We start from the raw sequence: 22,837 nt of genomic DNA, 5'->3' as shown, positions 1-22,837 counted from the left end.
GTGACCAGGAACATTTATCGATAGGTCAGCGTGGCACCATGCCGACGGTTGGCGACTCTATGGCGTGTCACCGCTCCGCAGCAACACAATCCGCCGGACCCGGCCCGATGTGTCGGTAACGAAACACCCTCATGTCAAGGGCGTACGACGGCTCTTCGGTGCATTTCGTCGCCGTGCGAATCGGGTAAAGGGTTACGTTCACGGCGAGTTGACCATGTCCGGACCCGTCCTGTTCCCCTACACGTACGGCCGGACCCCTCACAAGGTCCGGCCGTATGCGTGAGATTGACGACTTTCGTTGACGTCGCCTTCTGGATGGGTCAGCCGAGCAGGCTCTCCAGCTCGAGGTGCTCGAGGCCGTGCGCCTCCGCGACCTCCTTGTAAACGACCTTGCCGTCATGGGTGTTGAGGCCCAGGGCGAGGGCCGGGTCGCGGCGCAGGGCCTCGGCCCAGCCGCGGTTGGCCAGCTCGACGATGTACGGCATCGTCGCGTTGGTCAGCGCGTACGTGGAGGTGTTCGGCACCGCGCCGGGCATGTTGGCGACGCAGTAGAAGACCGAGTTGTGCACCTTGAAGGTCGGCTCGGCGTGCGTGGTCGGGTGCGAGTCCTCGAAGCAGCCGCCCTGGTCGATCGCGATGTCGACAAGGACACTTCCCGGCTTCATGCGGGACACGAGCTCGTTGGTGACCAGCTTCGGCGCCTTGGCGCCGGGGATCAGGACGGCGCCGATGACGAGGTCGGCCTCCAGGCAGGCCTTCTCCAGCTCGAAGGCGTTGGAGACGACGGTCTGGATCTTCGTCCCGAAGACCTTGTCGGCCTCCTTGAGCTTGTTGATGTCCTTGTCGAGCAGGGTCACGTGGAAGCCCATGCCGATGGCGATCGTCGCGGCGTTCCAGCCGGAGACGCCACCGCCGATGACGACGGCCTTGCCCGCGTGCACGCCGGGCACACCGCCGGGCAGCACGCCGCGGCCGCCGTTGGCGGCGAGCAGGTGGTAGGCGCCGACCTGCGGGGCGAGACGGCCCGCGACCTCGGACATCGGTGCGAGCAGCGGCAGCTGGCGGTTCGCGGTCTCGACCGTCTCGTACGCGATCGCGGTCGTGCCCGACTCCAGGAGCGCGTCCGTGCACTCCTTGGACGCGGCCAGGTGCAGGTACGTGAAGAGCGTCTGGTCCTTGCGGAGGCGGTGGTACTCCTCCGCGATCGGCTCCTTGACCTTGAGGAGCAGGTCCGCCGTGGCCCAGACCTCGTCGGCGGTGCCGAGGATCTGCGCGCCGGCCGAGACGTACTCGGCGTCCGTGATCGAGGAGCCGACGCCGGCGTTCTGCTCGACGAAGACCTGGTGGCCGTGGCGTACCAGCTCATGGACGCCGGCCGGGGTGATGGCCACCCGGAACTCGTTGTTCTTGACCTCGCGGGGGATGCCGACCTTCATCGTCGATCACGGTCCTTGGCTCAGGGGTTAAACGGGCAATGCACTACATACCGGCACACCACGGGACGCACCGGGAGGCGCCACGGATGACCGCGGCAGAGCCAGTCTAATGAAGGTTATTGAGCTGTCTAGCCTTTCGATGCATCAATCTCCTGCGGATGCGCTACGGATTTCGCAGGTCTCGGCTGGCTGATCCGAAGGATCTGCTTCCGCCTCACCGACACCGGCGAGCTCCTCTCCCAGCATGCGCTCGGCCGCACCCCGGTGCAGCTTGGCGGCGGCGGGGTCGCCGAGCCGGTCGAGCGTGTCGGCGAGGCGCAGCTGGAGCGCGGCCTGCAACCGGGTGTCCTGTGCCTGCCGCGCCCACTCGATCGCCTCCTGGCAGGTGTGCAGCGACTCCTCGGGCCGGCCGGCGTATTCGAGCACCCGCGCCAACTCGCTCAGGGCCCGGGCCTGCGCGGGCACATCGCCCTCCTTGCGGTAGCCGGCGAGGGCCGAGCGCAGCGACCGCTGCGCCTCGCCGTAGCGGCCCGCGTAGGTGTGGACTCCCGCGATACGTCCGTGCAGGCGCGCGGCGTCGGCCCGCTCGCCGCGGGTGATCTGCTGGGCGAGGGCCCGGCCGTACCAGTCGGCGGCCCGCTGCCAGTCCCCGAGCGACTGGTAGGCGCCGCCTACGGATTCCATCGCACGGCCCGTCGCGTACGGGTCCCGTGCGGCGCGCCCCGCGTCGAGCGCGGCCCGGTAGCGGGCCAGGGCCTCGTGGGTGCGGCCGGTCCTGGCGTCGAGGTCGGCGAGGTTGAGCAGGGCCGCGGCCTTCTCCCTCGGGAGGTCGCGGCGCTCGGCGACATCGAGCACGAGCCGGTGGATCCCGTACAGCTCGGACGCGGCGTCCTCGGTCCCCCGGTGCGCCACGACAGCCCGCACGAGAGCGGCCATCAGGCGTCGGGCGAGCGTGTCCAACTCCCCGTCCGCGACGGCCAGTCGGGCCGCGGCGAGCAGCGCGGGCTGCCGCGCGCGCAGCCACGCGGCAGCGGCCTCCCGGTCGGCGAAGCGCAGGGCGCTCGGCAGCCCGGCGAGCTTCTTGCGGGCCGGGGAGCCGTCGGGTTCGGTGACGGCGCGGCACGAGGTGAGCAGCCGCACGGTCCGCTCCAGCATCCGGGCGCGGGCGAGCTGCACCTCGGCGGGGCGGTCGACGGTCTCGGTGAGGCCGCGCAGGAACGGGGCGAGGCAGCCGGGCACCTCGTACTGCGGCAGCTCGGAGTCCAGGCCGCGGACCAGGCCGAGGGTGACGAAGGCGTCGAGGGTGGAGTGGGCCGCCGCGACCGAGCAGCCGGCCAGCGCGGACGCGGTGTGCGGGTCGACGAGTCCGTCGGGGGCGAGGCACAGGTAGCGCAGTATCCGGGCGGCGGGCCCGGGCAGCTCCTCGTACGCGAACCGGAAGACACGAGCCAGGGCCGAACCGTCCGGCTCGAGGGCGTGCAGCTGCTTGGCCAGGTCGGCGACGGATTCCTTGGGGCGTGCGGCGAGCCAGCCGCCGGCGATGTTCAGGGCGGCGGGTTCGGCGCCGCACAGCTCCACCAGGGACTCGGCCGAGCGCGGGTCGCAGGTGACGCGGACCGAACCGGTGTGCCAGGTGAGGAGTTCGAGCGCGGCCTTGGTGTCGAGGCCGCCGAGCGTGCAGGGCCGCACGTCCGGGATGCCGGTCAGCGGGCCCTCGGCGACGGCCACGGCGAGGCAGTCCGGGGTGTCGGGGAGCAGCGGGTCGACCTGTTCGGCGCTGACCGCGTCGTCGAGGAACAGCACCGCGCGGCGGACCGCGAGTCCTTCGCGCAGCCGTTCGGAGAGGTCGTCGGCGTTCTCGCCGGGCGGGGCGGGCAGTTCGAGGGTGGCCAGCAGGTCGCGCAGGACGTGTTCGGTGGGGACGGGGGTGCCGTCGGGGGCGGTGAGCCGGGTCCGCAGGGTGCCGTCGGGGTACTGCTCGCGGACGCCCCGCAACAGTTCCTCGGCGAGGGCGGTGCGTCCCGTGCCCGGGCGTCCCGCGATCAGGAGCACCCGGGCACGGGGCACCTTGCGCCCCGAGAGCGTGTCGAGTCCGGCCCGCTCGATGTCGGACCGGAGCTGCGACAACTCCCGCTTGCGTCCCAGGAACTGACGCTCCGCCACCTCTTGCGCCCGACGGGTGCGACGCCGTTTGCGGGGCCGTCCGGGGGCCGACTCGGCCTCCGTCACGTCGTCCGACTCGACCGCCTGATCCGTCACGGGCCACGCTCCGTCTCACCCATCCCCTCCGGGGGTCGGCAGGGGGCGTTCCCGAGCCTAGTTGAGGGGGTGCGGGTGCCCTTGGCGGACGGCGCGCCCAAGTCGCCTGATCGGATCAGCGGATGGTGTGACCTGAAACGTGGTTACGGTCACGGGGCTCCGCCCCGGACCCCGCTGCTCAATCGACGCAGGGGCTTGATGTGGTCGCCCAGCTCAAGCCCCGCCGGCGATTGAGGCGCGGGGGCCGGGGCAGAGCCCCGAGGCCACAACGACGAACCCGCCCCCGCGAAGCGTCACGCCTCGAAGGGCCTCGCAGGCCACTCCGCCAGCGCCGGGCGGAGGGCGTCGAGGCCGTCGCCCGCAAGAGCCGCGGCCAGCGAAAGCGCTCCGACCACAAGGCAGTTGTTGTGCAGCTCGCCCGCGAGCACACCCCGGACCAGCTCCGCCAGCGGCACCCGCGCGAACTCCATGTCCGCCTCTTCCTCCTCCACCTCGAACCGCTCGCCCTCCGCCTCGGAGAGGTCCCGCGCGAGGAAGATGCGGACCGCCTCGGAGCAGCCGCCCGGCGTCGTGTAGACGTCCGTGAGGACCCGCCAGTCCTCCGCCTTGACGTGCGCCTCCTCGTACAGCTCGCGCTGCGCCGCGTGCAGCGGATTCTCACCGGGGATGTCGAGGAGGCCCGCCGGGATCTCCCAGAGCTTCATGCTCACGGGGTGCCGGTACTGCTTGAGGAGGAGCACCCGGTCCTGGTCGTCGAGCGCGACCACGGCCACCGACCCGGGGTGCACCTGGTAGTCGCGCCGGGCCACGGAGCCGTCCGGCATGACGACGTCGTCCGTACGTACGGAGGTCTTGTTCCCGACGAAGGGGGTCTCGGTCGCCCGGACCTCCCACTCCTCGGCCGTGTCCACGAGCGGCGTCTTGGCCGTCATACCGAAAGCCCTCCTACGTACGCATGAGCGGTACTCATAAGAAACCGGGGCGCACGCCGCAAAGGCGTACACCCCGGTAACCGTACATCGCTGGTGGACAGGCCCCGCAGAGCCCTTACTTGGCCTTCTTGGCCCCCGCGGAACCGCCCTGCGCCGCCTTCACCTTGCGCTCCACGGCCGCCTTCACCAGACCGGCGAACAGCGGGTGCGGACGCGTCGGACGCGAGCGCAGCTCCGGGTGCGCCTGCGTGGCGACCAGGTAGGGGTGGACCTCGCGCGGGTACTCGACGTACTCGACGAGCTTGCCGTCGGGCGAGAGGCCGGAGAACTGCAGGCCCGCCTTCTTCTCCAGCTCGGCGCGGTACGCGTTGTTCACCTCGTAGCGGTGCCGGTGGCGCTCCTCGACGTACTCCTTGTTGTCGTACACCTCGCGCACGATGGAGCCCTCGGCGAGCTTCGCCGGGTACATGCCGAGCCGCATGGTGCCGCCCATGTCGCCCTCACCGGCGACGATGTCGAGCTGCTCGGCCATGGTCGAGATGACCGGGTGGGCCGTGGCCGCGTCGAACTCGGTCGAGTTGGCGTCCGGGATGTCCGCCAGGTTCCGCGCCGCCTCGATCACCGTGCACTGGAGACCCAGGCAGAGGCCGAGCAGCGGGATCTTGTTCTCGCGGGCGAACTGGATCGCGCCGACCTTGCCGGACACACCGCGGTCGCCGAAGCCACCGGGGATGCAGATCGCGTCGACGTCGCCGAGCGTCTTCTTGGCGCCGGCCGGCGTCTTGCAGTCGTCCGACGTGACCCACTTGATCTTGACCTTGGCCCGGTTGGCGAAACCGCCGGCGCGCAGCGCCTCGGTCACCGACAGGTAGGCGTCGGGCAGGTCGATGTACTTGCCGACCAGCGCCATGACGATCTCGTGGTCCGGCTTGTGGACGCGGCCGAGCAGGTCGTCCCACTGCGTCCAGTCCACGTCGCGGAACGGCAGGTCCAGCTTGCGGACGGCGTACGCGTCCAGGCCCTCGCTGTGCACGACCTTCGGGATGTCGTAGATCGAGGGGGCGTCGGGGCACGCGACGACCGCGGCCTCGTCGACGTCGCACATCAGGCTGATCTTGCGCTTGATCGCGGTCGGGACCTCACGGTCGCAGCGCAGCACGATGGCGTCCGGCTGGATACCGATGTTGCGCAGCGCCGCAACCGAGTGCTGGGTCGGCTTCGTCTTCAACTCACCCGACGGACCGATGTACGGCAGGAGGGAAATGTGGACGACCAGCACGTTGTCACGGCCGACCTCGTGGCGGACCTGACGGACGGTCTCCAGGAACGGCAGCGACTCGATGTCACCGACCGTGCCGCCGACCTCGGTGATCACGACGTCGACCTCGTCCGTCGCCATGCGGCGGATGCGGTGCTTGATCTCGTTCGTGATGTGCGGGATGACCTGGACGGTGTCGCCCAGGTACTCGCCGCGCCGCTCCTTGGCGATGACCTGCGAGTACACCTGGCCGGTGGTCACGTTGGCCGAGCCGTCGAAGTCGATGTCGAGGAAGCGCTCGTAGTGGCCGATGTCCAGGTCGGTCTCGGCGCCGTCGTTGGTGACGAACACCTCGCCGTGCTGGAAGGGGTTCATCGTGCCCGGGTCGACGTTCAGGTACGGGTCGAGCTTCTGCATGACGACACGGAGGCCACGGGCCTTGAGCAGCATGCCGAGGCTGGAGGCGGTGAGGCCCTTACCGAGGGACGAGGCGACACCCCCAGTGACGAAGATGTGCTTGGTCGTCGAAGATTTCGGCTGCATGGCCAAGAGGGGGCTCCCGTGGTCGCGGTCGTGGGGTGCGTGCCGACGCGCTCCGCCGAGTTTTCGGGAGGCGCCGTCGCTGCGGTTCGGGGGTTCTATGACCACCGGCTCACGGGCTACCAGGGTATCAGCGACGAGACGAGGCTGCTTCCGGCCACGCTCCGCGCACACCTCACCACGCAGGTGGGACAAGGGGTGGACACTCACCCGGACGGCCCAGACATGTTGGAGTGAGCGGCACGCGGATCACTTGAGCGCGTCGTATCCTGCTCGGACACTCGGCTGGCGAGTCACAACGGAAAACGGCGTCACGACGGCAACACCCCCGCCCGTCCCCCACCGTTCATCGGAGCACTACGTCCGTTCGCCGCGACCCCACCCGGAACAACCGGCTCGTCAGTTCGTTTGACAACGACGTATCCGGACGGCGTATCAACGGGACAGTACGATCCGTCGTTCCATCCCCCACCCCAACCTCTCGCATCAACTCTTCGCTCCAACTTTTTCACTCCAACCGTGGCCGTTCGACTGGAGATGCACGTGGCCGGGCGCATCGAGGATTACGCACTCATCGGAGACATGCAGACCGCCGCCCTGGTCTGCCGGGACGGCACAGTGGACTGGCTGTGCCTGCCCCGCTTCGACTCGCACGCCATTTTCGCCGGGCTGCTCGGCACCGAGGATCACGGCTTCTGGCGCCTGGGTCCCGCCCATGCGTCCGATGCCGAGCCACCGAGAGCGGCGCGGCGCCGATACCGCGGCGACTCGCTGGTCCTGGAGTCGGAGTGGGACACGCCGCGCGGCACGGTCCGGGTCACGGACTTCATGCCGCCGCGCGACGGCGCGCCCCAGCTGACCCGGATCGTGGAGGGCGTGAGCGGGCGCGTGCCGATGCGTTCCGCGCTGCGCATGCGCTTCAGCTACGGCCGGATCACCCCCTGGGTGCACAAAGTCGACGGCCGTACGGTCGCCGTCGCGGGGCCCGACTCCGTGTGGCTGGACTCCGAGACCGAGACGTACGGCAAGAACCTGACGACGTACTCGGACTTCACGGTGGCGGCCGGTGACCGGGTCGCCTTCACCATCCAGTGGCAGCCCTCGCACAAGGACCAGCCGCCGCTCCCGGACCCCGAGAACGCGCTGGTCGCGACGGAGGACTTCTGGCGCGAGTGGGTCGAGCACTGCACGTACCACGGCCCGTACCGCGAGGCCGTCGTCCGCTCGCTCATCACGCTCAAGGCGCTGACGTACGCGCCCACCGGCGGCATCGTCGCCGCGCCGACGACCTCGCTGCCCGAGGAGATCGGCGGCGTGCGCAACTGGGACTACCGCTACACCTGGCTGCGCGACGCCGCCATCACCCTGTCCTCGCTGCTGCGCACGGGGTACCGCGAGGAGGCCCGCGCCTGGCGCGAGTGGCTGCTGCGGGCGGTCGCGGGAGACCCGGAGAACCTGCAGATCATGTACGGCATCGCGGGCGAGCGCGAGCTCGGCGAGGCGGAGCTGGACTGGCTGCCCGGCTACGAGAACTCGGCGCCCGTCCGGGTCGGGAACGGGGCGGCGCACCAGCTCCAGCTCGACGTGTACGGCGAGGTGACAGAGGCGCTGCACCTGGCGCACATGACGGGCCTGGCGCGCAACGACTACGCCTCGATGCTCCAGCTCAAGCTCATCCAGTACCTGGAGGGGCACTGGGACGAGCCGGACGAGGGCATCTGGGAGGTGCGCGGTCCGCGTCGGCACTTCGTGCACTCGAAGGTCATGGCGTGGGTGGCCGTGGACCGCACGATCAAGCTCATCGAGTCCGGTGACGTGGACGGCCCGCTGGAGAAGTGGCGCGACCTGCGCGACGACATCCACCGGGACGTCTGCGAGAAGGGCTACGACAAGGAGCGCAACACCTTCACGCAGTCGTACGGCAGCAAGGAGCTGGACGCGTCGCTGCTGCTGATCCCGCAGATGGGCTTCCTGCCACCCGACGACAAGCGGGTCATCGGCACCATCGAGGCGATCCAGCGGGAGCTGTCGACGCCGGACGGCTTCATCCTGCGGTACCCGACGGACGGCGACGACGCCGGTGTCGACGGGCTTCCGGGCGACGAAGGGGCGTTCCTCGCCTGCTCGTTCTGGATGGCGGACGACCTCGCGATGATCGGCCGGGTCGACGAGGCCCGCAAGCTGTTCGAGAAGCTGCTGGCCCTGAGGAACGATCTGGGGCTGCTCGCCGAGGAGTGGGACCCGCGACTGCAACGCCAGGTGGGCAACTTCCCGCAGGCGTTCAGCCACGTACCGCTGATCGACACGGCGCTGCGGCTGACGGCTTCGGGCGCCTACGGAGGCTAGGGCCTGTCTGCGGGACCCTGGCGCCGGAGGAACGGGCGGGGGCAGAGATGTTGCGCGGGCGCGTGCGCCGGTAGCGTCCGTGTCATGGACAGCACCTCGCCCGAGTTCTCCGCCTTCTCCTCGCCCGGCGGCATCACCGTGCGGCGCGCCCTGGAACTGCCCGGGCTGCGCAGTGGGCTCCCCGAGGTCGTCGCCGGCGGGGAGCGCCTGCACCGGACCGTGCGCTGGGTACACGCCGGCGAGGTACCGAACATCGCCTCGCTCCTCAAGGGCGGCGAACTGCTGCTGACCACGGGCTTCGGGATCGGGACCCGACCCGCCGAACAGCGCGCCTTCGTGCGCAAGCTGGCCGAGCGGGGCATCGCGGCGCTCGTCATCGAGCTGGGCCAGCGGTTCGCCCGGCTGCCCGCGGCGCTCGTGGAGACGGCGCGTGCGGCGGGACTCCCCCTGGTCCAGCTGCACCGCGAAGTGCCGTTCGTGACGGTGACGGAGGAGATCCACACCGAGATCGTCAACGGGCACTACGCGCTGCTGCAGCGGGCGGAGGAGGTGCACCGGCGCTGCACGGACGCGCTGCTGAGCGGCGGCGGGGTCCCGCAAGTCCTGCGCATCCTCGCCGAGTTCAGCGGCAACCCGGTCTTCCTGGAGACCCCGGACGGGCAGCTGCTCTACGCGGCCGGGGCCGAGGACGACATCACCGATCCGCTCCAGGTGTGGGAGGGCATGCGCGCCACGCACAAGGACGAACCACCGAGCGGGGCCGTCCTCGTGGACGTGCCGGGCGGCGGTCCCGGTGCGGGTTCCGTACGGGCCAGGCTCGTGCTGCTGCCCGTGTCCGGGACGCTCGCGCCGGTGCACCGGATCGCCGCCGAACGGGCCGCCGGATCGCTCGCCGTGGTGCTGATGCAGGCCCGCCAGGAGGAGGAGCTGGCCGCGCGCGGGCGCGGCGACTTCCTCACCGACCTCGCGGAGGGCCGGATCGCGCCGGACGACGCCCCGGCGCAGGCCCGCGTCCTCGGCTTCAAGCCGGCCGGGAGCGGACCGCTGCTGCCCGTGGTGATGCGCCTTCCCGAGACGGGGATGGGCCTGTCGCCGGGCGGCGGCTGGGCGGTGCTCGCGCGGGCCGTGTCCGAGGAGCTAGCCTCGGTCGGGGTGCCGGTGCTGCTGGGCGTGCGCCCCGTGGAGGGGCGGGTGCCGCTGCTGCTCGGGCTGCGCTCGGATTCGGAGCGCACGGCGGTCGCGGACCGGGTCGCGGCGGCGCTGCGGGCGGGCGTGGCGCGGGCCGGAATGCAGCGGGCGGGCGGGCAGCCGCCGGTCGTGGTGGTCGGCGGGGCGGGCGGCTGGGCCGCCGCCGCGGCGGGACTTCGGCACGCGGCGGAGACGGCCACGGCGGCGCAGGGCCTGGACGACCGGCCGTGGTTCGACGCCCGGCGCCTCGACATCGACCTGCTGCTGTGGCGGCTTCGGGACCACCCGGACCTGGCGGCGTTCGTGGAACGGGCGATCGGCCCGCTCCAGGAGCACGACAGGCGGGCCAAGCCGCCACTGCTGCCCACGCTCCAGACCTACCTCGCGCACGCGGGCCGCAAGGCGGAGACGGCACGCGAACTCCACCTGAACCGGCAGACGCTCTACAACCGCCTCGCGCGGATCGGCGAGTTGCTCGGCACGGACCTGGACGACCCGCAGACAGTGCTCGCGCTCAGCCTGGCGCTGCGCGCGCGGCGGCACGCGTCGTCCTGACCGGGACGGTCAGTGAAAGCCCGTCAACTCGTCGTAGACGCTGAGGACTTGGGCGACCGTCGCGTCCTCGGTCGGCCAGGAGGCGACCTGCGCGGCGCCGCGTTCCTTGAGCTGCTCCCGCCGAACGGGGTCGGCAAGCAGGCGCCCGACGGCGCGGGCGAGCGCGGGCGCATCCCCGTACGGCACCAACTCCGCGCCGTCGCCGACCAGTTCGGGAATGCCGCCGACCTCCGTCGCCACCAGGGGCACGCGCGCGTGCAGCGCCTCCTGCGCGAGCAGTGAGCGGGACTCCCAACTGCTGGGCAGCACCGCGACATCGGCGGCGCGCAGCAGGTCGGCGACGTCGTCGCGGCGGCCCGCGAGCCGCACCGGCAGGCCCTCGGTCTCGATCCGCCGCTGGAGCGCGGCCCGCTCGGGCCCCTCCCCCGCGATCACGAGCAGCGGCACGGGGTCGAGCCCGAGCAGCGCGTGCGCGGCATCGAGCAGCACGTCGTAGCCGCGATGCCGCTCCAGGCTGCCGACGGCCATCAGTAACGGCTGGTCCACGCAGCCGAGTTCGGCCCGCGTCTTGTTGCGGGTGCGCTCGGCCTCCTCGCCCTCCGGGAGCGGCGCCCGCGGCGCGGGGAAGGCCACCGCGGCGAGCCGGGCGTCCCGGGCGCCCCGCGCCCGCGCCCGGTCCACCAGGTCGGAGGAGGTACCGAGGACGACGGCGGCCGCCCTGGCCACGCGCCGCTCCAGGAGCCGCAGCAGGTGGGCGCGGGCCCCCTCGGCGTACGAGCGGGTGTGCCAGGTGACGACGAGCGGGACGCGGCGGCCGCCGAGCGCGACGGAGGCGCGCAGCGCGGCGTGCAGCCCGTGCGCGTGCACGAGGTCGGCGTCGGTGCAGGCAACGCGGAGCGCGGCGACGGACGCCGGGTCGCCGCGGCGCGGTACCGGAAGGTGGTGGGCGCCCGCGTCCGCGAACCCGTACGCCCGCTCGGCAGCCATCGGCGCGCACACCGTGACGCGCACCCCGCGGGCCACCAACCCCGCGGTCAGGGACCGGACATGGGCACTGCTGCCCGCACTGCCGCCGCCCAGCACCTGCACGGTGCGCAGCGTCGGCTGTCCGTGCGCTGACGGGGTGCTGGGGTGGCTCACGCTGCCGGGCTCCTGAGGGGTGTCGGCGAACTCGGTAGGTACGGAAGGGGTTAGGTATACGGAGAGTACGGGCTCAGGGATACGTACACCGTCGGTCCCCCAGGATGCCAGCCCGTACCGACATTCCGGCACCGGTCGCCGTCCCGCACCGCCCAGGCCTGGGCAACACGGCGCACCGGACCACCCACATGGGTGAGTTGAGGAACCCGATGCTTACGCGTCCGCCCGCGCAGCAGAAAGCAGCTCCTCCGCATGCGCCCGCGCCGTCTCCGAGTCCTCCTGGCCCGCCAGCATCCGCGACAGCTCCCGCACCCGGTCCTCGCCCTCGAGCACCGTCACACCGGAACTCGTCACGGAGCCGTCGTTCGTCTTCTCGACCAGCAGCTGACGGTCCGCGAACGCCGCGACCTGCGGCAGGTGCGTGACGACCACGACCTGCGCCGACCTGGCGAGCTTGGCGAGACGCCGGCCGATCTCGACGGCGGCCTTGCCGCCGACGCCCGCGTCGACCTCGTCGAAGAGATACGTAGGTACCGGGTCGTTGCCCGCGAAGACGACCTCCACCGCGAGCATCACGCGCGACAGTTCACCGCCGGACGCGCCCTTCGCGATGGGGCGGGGCGGCGCGCCGGGGTGCGGGGCCAGCAGCAGCTCGACCTCGTCGACGCCGCTGGGGCCGCAGGCCACGTTCCTGCCGTCGACCTCGACGCCGTCGGCCGCGTCCGTCTCGGTCTGCCGGATGTCGAAGGAGACCCGGGCGTGCGGCATCGCGAGCGAGGAGAGCTCCTCGGTCACCGCGGCGGCGAAGCGGTCGGCCGCCTCTACGCGCGCGTGGGTCAGCTCCTGCGCCAGGACGCCCAGTTCACCGCGGAGCGACTCGCGCTCCGCCGTCAGCTCTCCGATCCGCTCGTCGTCGCCGTCGAGTTCGAGAAGGCGCGCGGCGCTCGTCTCGGCCCAGGCCAGCACCTCGGTGACGTCCTCGCCGTACTTGCGGGTGAGCGCCGTGAGGGCGGCCCGCCGCTCCTCCACCGCGGACAGCCGCAGCGGGTCGGCGTCCAAGTTGTCCGAATAGCCCGCGAGTTCGGCGGCCACATCGGTGAGCAGGATCTGCACCTCGCCGATCCGCTCCGCGAGCGTGCCGAGCGACGAGTCGTGCGAGCGCACGGCCTCCAGGGCCCGGTGCGCGCCGCCGACCAGCGTCTGCGCGTCGACGCCCTCCGGGTCCTCGGGGTTCCCGGCGAGCGCGGCGTGCGCCGCGGCCGCCGCCGAGGCCAGCGCCTCCGCGTGGCCGAGCCGGGATGCCTCCTCGGCCAGCTCCACGTCCTCGCCGGGCCGCGGCTCCACGGCGCCGATCTCTTCGAGCCCGAAGCGCAGCAGATCCGCCTCCTGCGCCCGCTCACGCGCGCGCGTGGTGATCTCCTCCAACTCGGTGCCGACGGCCCTCAGCCGCTTGTAGACGGCTCCGTACTTGGCGAGCGGCGCCGCGACGGCGTCCCCCGCGTACCGGTCGAGCGCCTGCCGCTGCCTGCCGAGCTTGAGCAGTCCCTGCTGGTCGGTCTGGCCGTGCACGGCGACCAGTTCGTCGGCCAGCTCGCCCAGTACGCCCACCGGGACGGACCGGCCGCCCAGGTGCGCCCGGGAGCGCCCCTCGGCGGACACGGTGCGGCTCAGCAGCAGCACCCCGTCCTCGAGCTCGGCCCCGGCCTCCTCGGCCCGCTCGCGCGCCGCCGAGTCGGCGGGCACGGCGATGCGCCCCTCGACCACGGCGTTCTTCGCGCCGATCCGTACGAGCGCGGGGTCGGCGCGCCCACCGAGCAGCAAGCCGAGACTGGTGACGACCATGGTCTTGCCCGCGCCCGTCTCACCGGTGACCGCCGTGAAGCCGGGCGAAAGCTCGACCACGGCGTCGTCGATGACTCCGAGCGACCGTATCCGCATCTCCTCCAACACGCCTCTGACCTTACGAGGTCGGGGGCCCTCCGTGCGACGGACCCTGGCCCCCTTGCCCGATTCCGCAGGTGGGAGGGCACCTGCGGTGACAAACCTTCACGCCGCCGTCACTCGAACGTGCCGGGTCGGTCGAACCCGCCGGTCAGTGCGGGGCGCCGCGCCACCCGGCGACCGGGAGCGCGAACTTGGCCACGAGCCGGTCGGTGAACACCGCGTGGTGCAGCCGCGCGAGCCGGACCGGCACCTCGCCCCGCCGCACCTCGATGCGCGCGCCGGGCGGGAGCTCCACGGTCCGCCGCCCGTCGCACCACAGCACGCCGTGCGGGGTGTGCTGCTGGACCTCGACGGCGAGCACCGAGTCCGGCGACGTGATGAGCGGCTTGGCGAACAGGGCGTGCGCGCTGATCGGCACCATGAGCAGCGCCTCGACCTCGGGCCACACCACGGGGCCGCCGGCGGAGAACGCGTAGGCGGTCGACCCGGTCGGCGTCGCGCACACGATTCCGTCGCAGCCGAAGCCGGTCACCGGGCGCCCGTCGATCTCGAGGACGACCTCCAGCATCCGCTCGGGCTCGATCTTCTGGACGGCCGCCTCGTTGAGCGCCCAGTCCCGGTGCACGACGTCGCCGTTGCGGTGCACGGCGACGTCGATCGTCATGCGCTCCTCGACCTCGTACTCCTTGGTGACGACGCGGTCGACGACCTTGTCGAGGTCGTCGCGCTCCGCCTCCGCGAGGAAGCCGACGCGGCCCAGGTTCACCCCGAGCATCGGCACCCCGGACGCCCGCGCGAACTCGGCGCCGCGCAGCAGCGTCCCGTCGCCGCCGAGCACGATGAGCAGCTCGCAGCCGTCGAGGCAGGACGGGGTCGCCTGCGCCTCCTTGACCAGTTCCACGGAGTCGGGCAGCGGCAGGTCCTGCGCCTCCGTCTCCAGGACGCGCACCCCGAGGCCGCTGCGCAGCAGTCCCTGCACGACGAGTTCGGCGCTGCGGATCGCGGCGGGCCGCCCCGTATGGGCGAGCAGGAAAACCGTACGAGCCCGGCTCTGTGGAAGCTGATTCACCTTTGTCAACGGGGGCCCTCCGCCACTGCGCGATCCACGTCGGCCGGGTCGAGCTGGTCCGCCCCGGCATGCAGCCACAGAAAGTACTCGACGTTCCCGGACGGTCCCGGCAGGGGGCTCGCGGTCACTCCGCGCACGCCGTATCCGAGCTTCCAGGCCTGCTCGGCGACCCTGCGCACCGACTCGGCCCGCAGTTCGGGGCTGCGCACGACGCCGCCACTGCCGAGCCGCTCCTTGCCCACCTCGAACTGCGGCTTGACCATCAGCACGAGATCCGCCCCCGGTCCCGCGCAGCGCGCGAGGGCGGGCAGCACCAGGCCGAGCGGGATGAAGGACAGGTCCCCGACCACGAGGTCCACGGGTACGTCATCGATCGCCTCCAACGTCAATTCGCGTACGTTCGTACGGTCCTTGACGGTGACGCGTTCATCGCTCTGCAGTGACCACGCGAGTTGCCCGTAGCCGACGTCGACGGCGACGACGTGCGCGACCCCGGCCCGCAGCAGCACATCGGTGAAGCCACCGGTGGACGCGCCCGCGTCCAGCGCCCGGCGCCCCTTGACCTCGAGGCCCTGCGGGCCGAACGCCGCAAGGGCGCCCGCGAGCTTGTGCCCGCCGCGCGAGACGTAGTCGGGGTCGCCGCCGTCGTCGATGACGACGATCGCGGCGGCCGTCTCCACCTGCGTCGCGGATTTCGTCGCGACGGTCTTGCTGACGGTGACCCGCCCCGCGGCGATCAGCTGGCTCGCGTGCTCGCGCGAGCGGGCCAGCTTGCGACGGACGAGTTCGGCGTCGAGGCGGCGACGTGCCACACCTGCCACGGTGGTTCAGCTCCTGAAGTTCGACGGAGACGGAGACGGAGAGGCGGGACCGGCGTCCAGCGCGGTCAGCGCGTTCCGCAGCCCCTGATGTACATCCTCGTACACCTCGGCGTGCCCGTCCGCCGCGAGGTGGTCCACATCGCCGAGCCGCTCCAGCTGGGCGTCCACGTCGGCGTTGCCCGTCGGGGTGCGCCCGATGCCGAGCGGGGCGGGGGCCGCCGGGTCGTACGAGGGTTCCTGCGCCGGCTCCGGCGCCGGGTCCTGCGCGGGTTCCGGCACGTCGGTGGGCTCGGTGGGCGTCTCGCTCATGCCCCGACGCTACCCCGAAGCGCCGGTGTACCGTCGATCACGATGGCGACGACTGAGGAGTGCCGGGCGGCGCTCGACAAACTCTCGGACAACATGGCGGGGGCCGACGGGGACGTGCGCACCGCCGCGGCCCTGGACCGCTCGCTGAGCTGCCGCATCACCGATCTCGACGTGACGTTTTCCGGCCGACTCAAGGACGGCCGGATCGAGGTCCTCGACACCCGGTCCGGACCGCCCGCCGAGAAGGCGCAGATCCGCCTCGCGATGACCGGCGACGACCTGGTCGCGATGGTCGACGGCGAGCTGAACTTCGCGAAGGCGTGGGCCTCCGGCCGCGTCCGGCTCGAGGCGTCCTTCCGCGACCTCCTGCGGCTCAGGACGCTGCTGTAGCGACCTCCTTGCGGCGCGCGTGCCGCGCGGCCGGCACCACGAGCGGGGTCCCGGTCTCCGGGTCGTCGATGACCTGGCACTTCATGCCGAAGAGCTGCTCGACGAGCTCGGCCGTGACGATGTCCTTGGGCGCACCCTCCGCGATCACCTCGCCCTCGCGCAGGGCGATGAGGTGGGTGGCGTAGCGGGCCGCGTGGTTGAGGTCGTGCAGGACGGCGACGAGCGTGCGCCCCTGCTCCTCGTGCAGCTCGGCGCAGAGGTCGAGGACGTCGATCTGGTGCTGGATGTCGAGGTACGTCGTCGGCTCGTCGAGCAGCAGCAGCGGCGTCTGCTGGGCGAGCGCCATGGCGATCCACACGCGCTGGCGCTGGCCGCCGGAGAGCTCGTCGACGTACCGCTCGGCGAGTTCGGCGACACCGGTGGAGCCCATCGACTCCTGGACGATCCGCTCGTCCTCGGACGACCACTGGCGCAGCAGCCCCTGGTGCGGGTAGCGGCCACGGGCCACGAGGTCGCCGACGGTGATGCCGTCGGGGGCCGTCGACGACTGCGGCAGCAGCCCGAGGGTCTTCGCGACCTTCTTGGCGGGCATCGACTGGATGACGCTGCCGTCCAGCAGGACGCGGCCCGCGCTCGGCTTGAGCATCCGTGACAGGGCGCGCAGCAGCGTGGACTTGCCGCAGGCGTTCGGGCCGACGATCACCGTGAAGGAGTTGTCGGGGATCTCCACCGACAGCTTCTCGGCGATGACGCGCTGGTCGTATCCGAGGGTCACGTCGTCGGCTATCAGCCTGTTCACTGCGGTGCTCCTTTGCTTCGTACGAGAGGGGTGCGGCTCGCGCGAGGTCATATCCGCCCCGCCTTCCGCTCGGTGACCAGCAGCCACAGGAGATAGATGCCGCCGACGACACCGGTGACCACGCCGACGGGCAGCTGGTCGGCGCCGAACGCCCGCTGCGAGACCAGGTCGGCGACGATCAGCAGGGCCGCGCCCAGGATCGTCGACGCCGCGAGGTTCGGCCCCGGCGACTTGGTAAGGCGCCGGGCGATCTGCGGCGCGGTCAGTGCCACGAAGGTGACCGGGCCCGCGGCCGCGGTGGCGGCGGCCGTCAGCACGACGGAGGCCGTGAGCAGCAGCAGCCGGGTGCGCTCGACGCGCACGCCGAGGCCGCCCGCGGCGTCGTCGCCCATCTCCAGCATCCGCAGCGGACGGGAGTACGCGGCGACGAGCGGGATCAGCACGACGAACATGATCAGCAGCGGCCAGACCTGCGTCCAGTCGCGGCCGTTGAGCGAACCCGTCATCCACACGGTGGCGCGGGCGGCGTCCACGAAGTCGGCCTTGGTGAGCAGATAGCCGTTGACCGCGGTCACGAACGCGGAGACACCGATGCCGACGAGGACGAGCCGGTAGCCGTGCACGCCCCGCTTCCACGCGAGGACGTAGATCGCGAAGCCGGTGACCAGGCCGCCGACGAGCGCGCCGATCGCGACCTGTCCGGCGCTGCCGCCGAAGATCACGATCATCACGAGCGCGCCCGCGGTCGAGCCCTGCCCGAGGCCGAGCACGTCGGGGCTGCCGAGCGGATTGCGGGACACGGACTGGAAGAGCGCGCCGGACAGGCCGAGCGCGGCGCCGACCAGCAGGCCGACGAGGACCCGCGGGAGGCGCAGGTCGTTGATGATGAACTCCTGGCCGGCGTCGCCGTTGCCCGCGAGGGTGCGCAGCACGTCGGGGACCGCGATCGGGAAGTCCCCGGTGCCGATGAGGAAGACGCTCGCGGCGAGCGCCGCCACGAGGAGCACGGCGACGACGACGAGCGAGCGGACGTCGAGCCGGACGGACAGCCCGCCCGGGGTGCGTATCGCCTTGACCGCCCTGGGCTTCTTGGTACGGGTCTCGGTCGTGTTCACAGCTGGGCCATCCTTCGGCGACGTACGAGCACGATGAAGACCGGCGCGCCGATGACGGCCGTGACGATGCCGACCTGGAGCTCGGACGGGCGTGCCACGATCCGGCCGATGACGTCCGCGCCGAGCAGCAGCACGGGCGACAGGACCGCCGCGTACGGCATGATCCAGCGCATGTCGGGGCCGGTGAACGAGCGCACCATGTGCGGCACCATCAGGCCGACGAAGGCGATCGGGCCGCAGGCCGCGGTGGCCGCGCCGCACAGCAGCGTCGCGGCGACCATGCTCAGGGCGCGGGTGCGGCCGAGGTGGGCGCCGAGCGCGCGGGCGGTGTCGTCGCCCATGGCCATGGCGTTGAGCGGCCGGGAGAGCAGCAGCGCGAGCACGGCGCCGACCGCGATGAACGGCCACACCTGCTCGATGGTGTGCATGGTGGACGTGGCCAGCGAGCCGACCTGCCAGAACCGCATCCGGTTCAGGGCCATGTCGTCGGTGATCATCACCGCGTAGAGATAGCCGGAGAGCGCCGCGTTGATCGCGGTACCGGCGAGGGCGAGCCGCACGGGCGTCGCATTGCGGGTGCCGCCGAGCGCGTAGACGAGCACGCCCACGGCCGCGGCGCCCGCGAAGGCGAACCATACGTAGCCGGTGAGCGAGGTGACGCCGAGGAAGCTGATGGCGGAGACGACGGCGGCCGACGCGCCCATGTTGATGCCGAGGATGCCGGGGTCGGCGAGCGGGTTGCGGGTCAGCGCCTGGAGCACGGCGCCGGCGAGGCCGAGCGCGACTCCGGCCAGCAGACCGAGCAGGGTGCGCGAGACCCGTTCGCCGACGACCACGTCCGCGTAGTTCCCGGTGTCCTGGAACAGACCGTGCCAGACCTGGTCCAGGGAGAGGGGTTTGGCGCCCACGGCGATGCTCGCCACAAGGACGGCCACCAACACCAGGACAGACGCGAGCAGCCCGACGGTGCGGATGAGCGCACGGCGGTCGGGGGGCGCGGGAGCGGTCACCGCGCTGGCTTCGGGAGGACTGTCGACCAACACGAAGTTAGGTTAGCCTACCCTGCAACCCCAGAACATCACGGCCCAGCCCCGCCTTGGGCAATCTGCCGCCAGGGCACCAGAGCGGGCAAGCCGCCCCACCGCCTTGGGCATTCTGCCGCCAAGGGCGGCAGGGTGGGCAAGGCGGCCCCCGGTGCGGGGCGAGCACACTCCGGGCCCCAACCCCGGCCCAGCACAGCCCGGCCGGCCGGGCTAAAGCATCGGCGCGCTACAGCCCCAACCGTGCCACCGCCTTCCCCGCATCCAGCTCACACGCACCTTCCCCGGCCGCACTCCACGCCGCCCCACACAGCGCCCGCAACCCGTCGATCGCCTCACCGTCGCCCTCGATACGCAGCTCCCCGTCCCCGGCGAACGCGGTCCAGCCCCCGCACCGGAACCCACCGTCCCCACCCTGGACCTCCTCGACCTCCGGCTGCCCGGTGAGCAGGCCCCGCAGATCCACGTCCACATACGTGGGCCGGTGCTGCGGCGGCGCGGCGAGCAGCTGCGCGGCATCCGTGACACCGGTCAGTACGAGAAGCGAATCCACGCCCCCGTTGAACGCCCCCTCAATGTCCGTGTCGAGCCGGTCCCCCACCACCAGCGGGGTCTTCGCACCGGTCCGCAGAATCGTCTCCTTGTGCATCGGCGGCAACGGCTTCCCCGCGATCTGCGGCTCCGCACCCGTCGCGATCCGGACGACCTCCACGGCCGCCCCGTTCCCCGGCGCGATGCCGCGCGCACTCGGAATCGTCAGGTCCGTATTGGACGCGAACCACGGCACCCCGCGCGCGATCCCGTAACAGGCCTCCGCGAACCGCCCCCACGCCAGGTCCGGCCCGCCGTACCCCTGCACCACCGCGGCCGGGTCCTCGTCGGCGGAGTCCACCGGCACGAGCCCGCGCTCCCGCAGGGCCACCCGCAGCCCCTCGCCACCGATCACCAGCACCCGCGCCCCGCTCGGCACCTGCTCACTGATCAGCCGCGCGACGGCCTGCGCCGACGTGATGACATCGGCGGCCCCGGTCGGGATCCCGAGCTCGGTCAGATGCTCGGCCACGGCGTCCGGCGTGCGCAGCGCGTTGTTCGTGACGTACGCGAGCCCCATCCCGCCGCCGCGCGCCACGGCCAGCGAATCGACGGCATGCGCGATGGCCTGCCCGCCCGCGTACACCACCCCGTCGAGATCCAGCAGTGCGGTGTCGTACGCCTCGCTCAACGCCCGCGAGCTGTCACCGGGCCGCAACCGAACCCCGCCGCCGGCCGCCCCGCTCGCCCTGTCGCCCTGGCTCATTCCGCATCGCTCCTCGCTCGATCCCACTGACCCGATCATCCCCCACGCCACTGACACTCGTACGATGCGGGGATGAACACAGCAGGTCGCACGGCACACACGGGCAGCAACGGCCTGGACCTGATCCCGTTCAGGGGCGTCCGCTACGTCCCCGAACGGGTCGGCAGCCTCGCCGCGGTGACCTCGCCCCCGTACGACGTGGTCGTACGGCCCGACGGACTGCACCACCTGGAGAACGCGGACCCGCACAACATCGTCCGCCTGATCCTGCCGCAAGCCGTGGAGCCCCAGGCCCGCAACGACCTGGCGGCCGCCACCCTGCGCGACTGGCTCTCCGATGGCATCCTCGCCCCCGACACGGACCCGGCCCTCTACGTGTACGAGCAGCGAAACGGCGACATGCTGCAGCGCGGCATCATCGGCGCCCTCCACCTCTCCGAGGCCTCGGAAGGTGTGGTCCTGCCCCACGAGGACGTCATGCCGCATGTGGTCGAGGACCGGGCGGGCTTGATGCGCACGACCGCCGCGAACCTCGAACCGCTCCTGCTGACCTACCGCGGCAACGGCAACGCGACCGGCGCCACCGCCGTCATCGAACGCACGGTCCAGCGCCCCCCGCTCCTCGCCACGACCACCGAGGACGGCTACAGCCACCGCCTCTGGGCCCTCACGGACCCCGCCGACCAGCAGCAGGTCCGCGCGGGCCTCGCCGCCCACCAGGCCCTGATCGCGGACGGCCACCACCGCTGGGCCACGTACCTGCGCCTGCGCACCGAGCACACCTCTCCGGACCGCACCCCCTGGGACTACGGCCTGGTCCTCCTGGTCGACACGGCCCGCTACCCCCTCCGGGTCCGCGCCATCCACCGCCTGCTCGGCCGCCTCCCCCTCGACCGGGCCCTGGCGGCGGCCCGCCCGCACTTCCGCGTACGCGAGGTCACCGGCCCCCTGCCGCACGCGATGGAGGCCCTGGCGCAGGCGGCGTCCCACGGCAACGCCTTCCTCCTCACCGGCACCGAGAACACGTACCACCTCCTGGACCGCCCCGACCCGGCGCTCCTGGACCGTACGATCCCGGCCGACCGCCCCGAGGCCTGGCGCACCCTCGACGCCACGGTGCTGCACTCCACGCTCCTCGCCGACGTCTGGAGCATCCCGGAGGACTCCCCCGCCGACGTCTCGTACATCCACGACACCCAGGCGACGGTCGACAAGGCACGCCGCGACGGCGGCACGGCGGTCCTGATGCACCCGGTCCGCGAGGAGGTCGTCCGCGAGCTGGCCCGCCAGGGCGTCACGATGCCCCGCAAATCCACGTCGTTCGGCCCGAAGCCGGCCACCGGCCTGGTGCTGCGCACCCTGACGGACGACTGACCTTCCCGGCACGGCACAACGACGAACGGGCGGGCTTCCTATGGAAGCCCGCCCGTTCGTCATGTCACGCTCTACCGCTCGTCACGCTCGACGCCGGCACCATCGGCCTCGGCCTCGGACGCCGGGGCACCGTCCTCCGCACTGTCGTCGAAGGCGTCCACGAACTCGACGCCGTCCAGCTCCGCGAGCCGGTCGGACGCGTCCGTGCTGCCGTCCTTGTCGGCCTCGACGGCCTTGGCGAACCACTCCCGCGCGTCGTCCTCACGCCCGGCCTCAAGGAGCGCGTCGGCGTACGCGTAGCGCAGACGCGCGGTCCACGGCTGCGTGGAGTTCGAGGCGAGCTCGGGGCTCTGCAGTGTCACGATGGCGGCGTCCAGCTGCCCCATGTCCCGCCGCGCGCCGGCGGCCACGAGCCGCATCTCGACCTGTCCGGCCTTGTCCAGCTTCGACACCTCGGGGGCGCCGGCCATGTCGAGCGCCTTCTCGGGACGCCCGAGCCCACGCTCGCAGTCGGCCATGAGCGGCCACAGGTCCACGGCCCCGGTCATCCGTCGCGCGGCCCGGAACTCGGCGAGCGCCTCGCTGTACTTCTGGTTCCCGTACGCGGCGAAGCCCGCGGCCTCGCGCACTCCGGCGACGCGCGACGCGAGACGCAGCGCGATCCTGGAGTACGCGTACGCGCGCTCCGGGTCCTCGTCGATCAGCCGGGCCACCATCACGAGGTTGTTGGCGACATCCTCGGCAAGCCCCCTCGGGAGCGACTGAAGCTCCTGCTGCACGCTCTTGTCGAGCTCGGCGCCTGAAACGTCGTCCGGAATCGGCAGCCGCTTGATCGGCTCACGGTCCCGCTCCCGGTCGTCCCGGAACCTGGGCCCGCCACCACGCCGGTCGTCCCGACGGTCGTCACGCCGGTCATCCCGCCCACGGAACCCACCGGGACGCCCGCCCCGGTCGTCCCGCCGGAAGCCGCCACCACGGTTGTCATCACGCCGGTCGTCACGACGCGGCCCACGATCCCGATCATA

Annotated in this window: 18 protein-coding genes; 4 read left to right on the top strand and 14 right to left on the bottom strand. The window is 72.0% G+C overall.

What is annotated here, in order from left to right; all coding sequences use genetic code 11:
• Positions 1 to 320: 320 nt before the first annotated feature.
• The 4 genes from ald to ACIA8D_RS39440 form a co-directional block, all read right to left on the bottom strand.
• Complete coding sequence (ald, locus tag ACIA8D_RS39455) at positions 321 to 1,436, bottom strand: alanine dehydrogenase (protein WP_399239913.1); 1,116 nt, start codon at positions 1,434 to 1,436, stop codon at positions 321 to 323.
• A 144-nt stretch (positions 1,437 to 1,580) separates the two neighbouring features.
• Positions 1,581 to 3,563 carry a tetratricopeptide repeat protein gene (locus ACIA8D_RS39450; protein WP_399239935.1) on the bottom strand — a complete coding sequence of 661 codons (1,983 nt, stop codon included), beginning with the start codon at positions 3,561 to 3,563 and terminating at the stop codon, positions 1,581 to 1,583.
• A gap of 425 nt (positions 3,564 to 3,988) precedes the next feature.
• On the bottom strand, positions 3,989 to 4,627 hold the full coding sequence (locus tag ACIA8D_RS39445) for an NUDIX domain-containing protein (RefSeq protein ID WP_399239911.1): 639 nt from the start codon (positions 4,625 to 4,627) through the stop codon (positions 3,989 to 3,991).
• 115 nt (positions 4,628 to 4,742) lie between these two features.
• Positions 4,743 to 6,428, bottom strand: coding sequence for a CTP synthase (locus ACIA8D_RS39440; RefSeq protein ID WP_399239909.1), 1,686 nt, complete (start codon positions 6,426 to 6,428; stop codon positions 4,743 to 4,745).
• Positions 6,429 to 6,968: 540 nt separating this feature from the next.
• On the opposite strand from ACIA8D_RS39440, the gene ACIA8D_RS39435 reads away from it, so the two are divergent.
• Positions 6,969 to 8,771, top strand: a complete 1,803-nt coding sequence (locus ACIA8D_RS39435; protein WP_399239933.1) for a glycoside hydrolase family 15 protein — start codon at positions 6,969 to 6,971, stop codon at positions 8,769 to 8,771.
• An 84-nt stretch (positions 8,772 to 8,855) separates the two neighbouring features.
• Positions 8,856 to 10,514, top strand: a complete 1,659-nt coding sequence (locus ACIA8D_RS39430) for a PucR family transcriptional regulator (RefSeq protein WP_399239907.1) — start codon at positions 8,856 to 8,858, stop codon at positions 10,512 to 10,514.
• A gap of 9 nt (positions 10,515 to 10,523) precedes the next feature.
• On the opposite strand, the gene ACIA8D_RS39425 is transcribed toward ACIA8D_RS39430, so the two are convergent.
• The 5 genes from ACIA8D_RS39425 to ACIA8D_RS39405 form a co-directional block, all read right to left on the bottom strand.
• Positions 10,524 to 11,654, bottom strand: coding sequence for a glycosyltransferase family 4 protein (locus ACIA8D_RS39425; protein ID WP_399239905.1), 1,131 nt, complete (start codon positions 11,652 to 11,654; stop codon positions 10,524 to 10,526).
• A gap of 213 nt (positions 11,655 to 11,867) precedes the next feature.
• Positions 11,868 to 13,592 carry a DNA repair protein RecN gene (gene recN / locus ACIA8D_RS39420; protein WP_399239931.1) on the bottom strand — a complete coding sequence of 575 codons (1,725 nt, stop codon included), beginning with the start codon at positions 13,590 to 13,592 and terminating at the stop codon, positions 11,868 to 11,870.
• 154 nt (positions 13,593 to 13,746) lie between these two features.
• A complete protein-coding gene (locus ACIA8D_RS39415; protein ID WP_399239903.1) occupies positions 13,747 to 14,667 on the bottom strand; it encodes an NAD kinase in 921 nt (306 codons plus the stop codon).
• Between the two features lie 5 nt (positions 14,668 to 14,672).
• On the bottom strand, positions 14,673 to 15,488 hold the full coding sequence (locus tag ACIA8D_RS39410) for a TlyA family RNA methyltransferase (protein ID WP_399239901.1): 816 nt from the start codon (positions 15,486 to 15,488) through the stop codon (positions 14,673 to 14,675).
• 6 nt (positions 15,489 to 15,494) lie between these two features.
• Positions 15,495 to 15,797 carry a hypothetical protein gene (locus tag ACIA8D_RS39405; protein WP_399239899.1) on the bottom strand — a complete coding sequence of 101 codons (303 nt, stop codon included), beginning with the start codon at positions 15,795 to 15,797 and terminating at the stop codon, positions 15,495 to 15,497.
• Between the two features lie 42 nt (positions 15,798 to 15,839).
• Between ACIA8D_RS39405 and ACIA8D_RS39400 the strand changes: the two genes are divergently transcribed.
• Positions 15,840 to 16,187, top strand: a complete 348-nt coding sequence (locus ACIA8D_RS39400) for an SCP2 sterol-binding domain-containing protein (protein WP_399239897.1) — start codon at positions 15,840 to 15,842, stop codon at positions 16,185 to 16,187.
• Here ACIA8D_RS39400 and ACIA8D_RS39395 read toward each other — a convergent pair.
• From ACIA8D_RS39395 to ACIA8D_RS39380, 4 genes are all read right to left on the bottom strand, one after another.
• A complete protein-coding gene (locus tag ACIA8D_RS39395) occupies positions 16,171 to 17,037 on the bottom strand; it encodes an ABC transporter ATP-binding protein (RefSeq protein WP_399239895.1) in 867 nt (288 codons plus the stop codon). The two genes, ACIA8D_RS39400 and ACIA8D_RS39395, sit on opposite strands and share 17 nt — an antisense overlap.
• A complete protein-coding gene (locus ACIA8D_RS39390; RefSeq protein WP_399239893.1) occupies positions 17,034 to 18,101 on the bottom strand; it encodes a FecCD family ABC transporter permease in 1,068 nt (355 codons plus the stop codon). The genes ACIA8D_RS39395 and ACIA8D_RS39390 overlap by 4 nt, the downstream gene beginning before the upstream one ends.
• The gene (locus ACIA8D_RS39385) at positions 18,098 to 19,144 is read right to left on the bottom strand and encodes a FecCD family ABC transporter permease (RefSeq protein WP_399239892.1); all 1,047 of its coding nucleotides are present in this window, start codon (positions 19,142 to 19,144) and stop codon (positions 18,098 to 18,100) included. Before ACIA8D_RS39385 ends, ACIA8D_RS39390 begins: the two co-directional genes overlap by 4 nt.
• A 226-nt stretch (positions 19,145 to 19,370) precedes the next feature.
• Positions 19,371 to 20,438 carry an HAD hydrolase-like protein gene (locus ACIA8D_RS39380; protein WP_399239890.1) on the bottom strand — a complete coding sequence of 356 codons (1,068 nt, stop codon included), beginning with the start codon at positions 20,436 to 20,438 and terminating at the stop codon, positions 19,371 to 19,373.
• 72 nt (positions 20,439 to 20,510) lie between these two features.
• Here ACIA8D_RS39380 and ACIA8D_RS39375 point away from each other — a divergent pair, with 72 nt between their 5' ends.
• A complete protein-coding gene (locus tag ACIA8D_RS39375; RefSeq protein ID WP_399239888.1) occupies positions 20,511 to 21,812 on the top strand; it encodes a DUF1015 family protein in 1,302 nt (433 codons plus the stop codon).
• A 71-nt stretch (positions 21,813 to 21,883) separates the two neighbouring features.
• On the opposite strand, the gene ACIA8D_RS39370 is transcribed toward ACIA8D_RS39375, so the two are convergent.
• Positions 21,884 to 22,591, bottom strand: a complete 708-nt coding sequence (locus ACIA8D_RS39370; RefSeq protein ID WP_399239887.1) for a tetratricopeptide repeat protein — start codon at positions 22,589 to 22,591, stop codon at positions 21,884 to 21,886.
• Between the last annotated feature and the right edge of the window lie 246 nt (positions 22,592 to 22,837).

It is taken from the genome of Streptomyces sp. NPDC051684, from assembly GCF_044453445.1.
Taxonomy (GTDB): domain Bacteria; phylum Actinomycetota; class Actinomycetes; order Streptomycetales; family Streptomycetaceae; genus Streptomyces.
This window is presented reverse-complemented; position numbering and strand designations above follow the sequence as displayed.

Excerpts from the sequence above, each read along its gene's own strand:
- recN (WP_399239931.1), bottom strand. The coding sequence starts at position 13,592 with ATGCGGATACGGTCGCTCGGAGTCATCGACGACGCCGTGGTCGAGCTT.
- ACIA8D_RS39445 (WP_399239911.1), bottom strand. The coding sequence starts at position 4,627 with ATGACGGCCAAGACGCCGCTCGTGGACACGGCCGAGGAGTGGGAGGTC.
- ACIA8D_RS39380 (WP_399239890.1), bottom strand. The coding sequence starts at position 20,438 with ATGAGCCAGGGCGACAGGGCGAGCGGGGCGGCCGGCGGCGGGGTTCGG.
- ACIA8D_RS39375 (WP_399239888.1), top strand. The coding sequence starts at position 20,511 with ATGAACACAGCAGGTCGCACGGCACACACGGGCAGCAACGGCCTGGAC.
- ACIA8D_RS39395 (WP_399239895.1), bottom strand. The coding sequence starts at position 17,037 with ATGACCTCGCGCGAGCCGCACCCCTCTCGTACGAAGCAAAGGAGCACC.
- ACIA8D_RS39430 (WP_399239907.1), top strand. The coding sequence starts at position 8,856 with ATGGACAGCACCTCGCCCGAGTTCTCCGCCTTCTCCTCGCCCGGCGGC.
- ACIA8D_RS39400 (WP_399239897.1), top strand. The coding sequence starts at position 15,840 with ATGGCGACGACTGAGGAGTGCCGGGCGGCGCTCGACAAACTCTCGGAC.
- ACIA8D_RS39405 (WP_399239899.1), bottom strand. The coding sequence starts at position 15,797 with ATGAGCGAGACGCCCACCGAGCCCACCGACGTGCCGGAACCCGCGCAG.
- ald (WP_399239913.1), bottom strand. The coding sequence starts at position 1,436 with ATGAAGGTCGGCATCCCCCGCGAGGTCAAGAACAACGAGTTCCGGGTG.
- ACIA8D_RS39440 (WP_399239909.1), bottom strand. The coding sequence starts at position 6,428 with ATGCAGCCGAAATCTTCGACGACCAAGCACATCTTCGTCACTGGGGGT.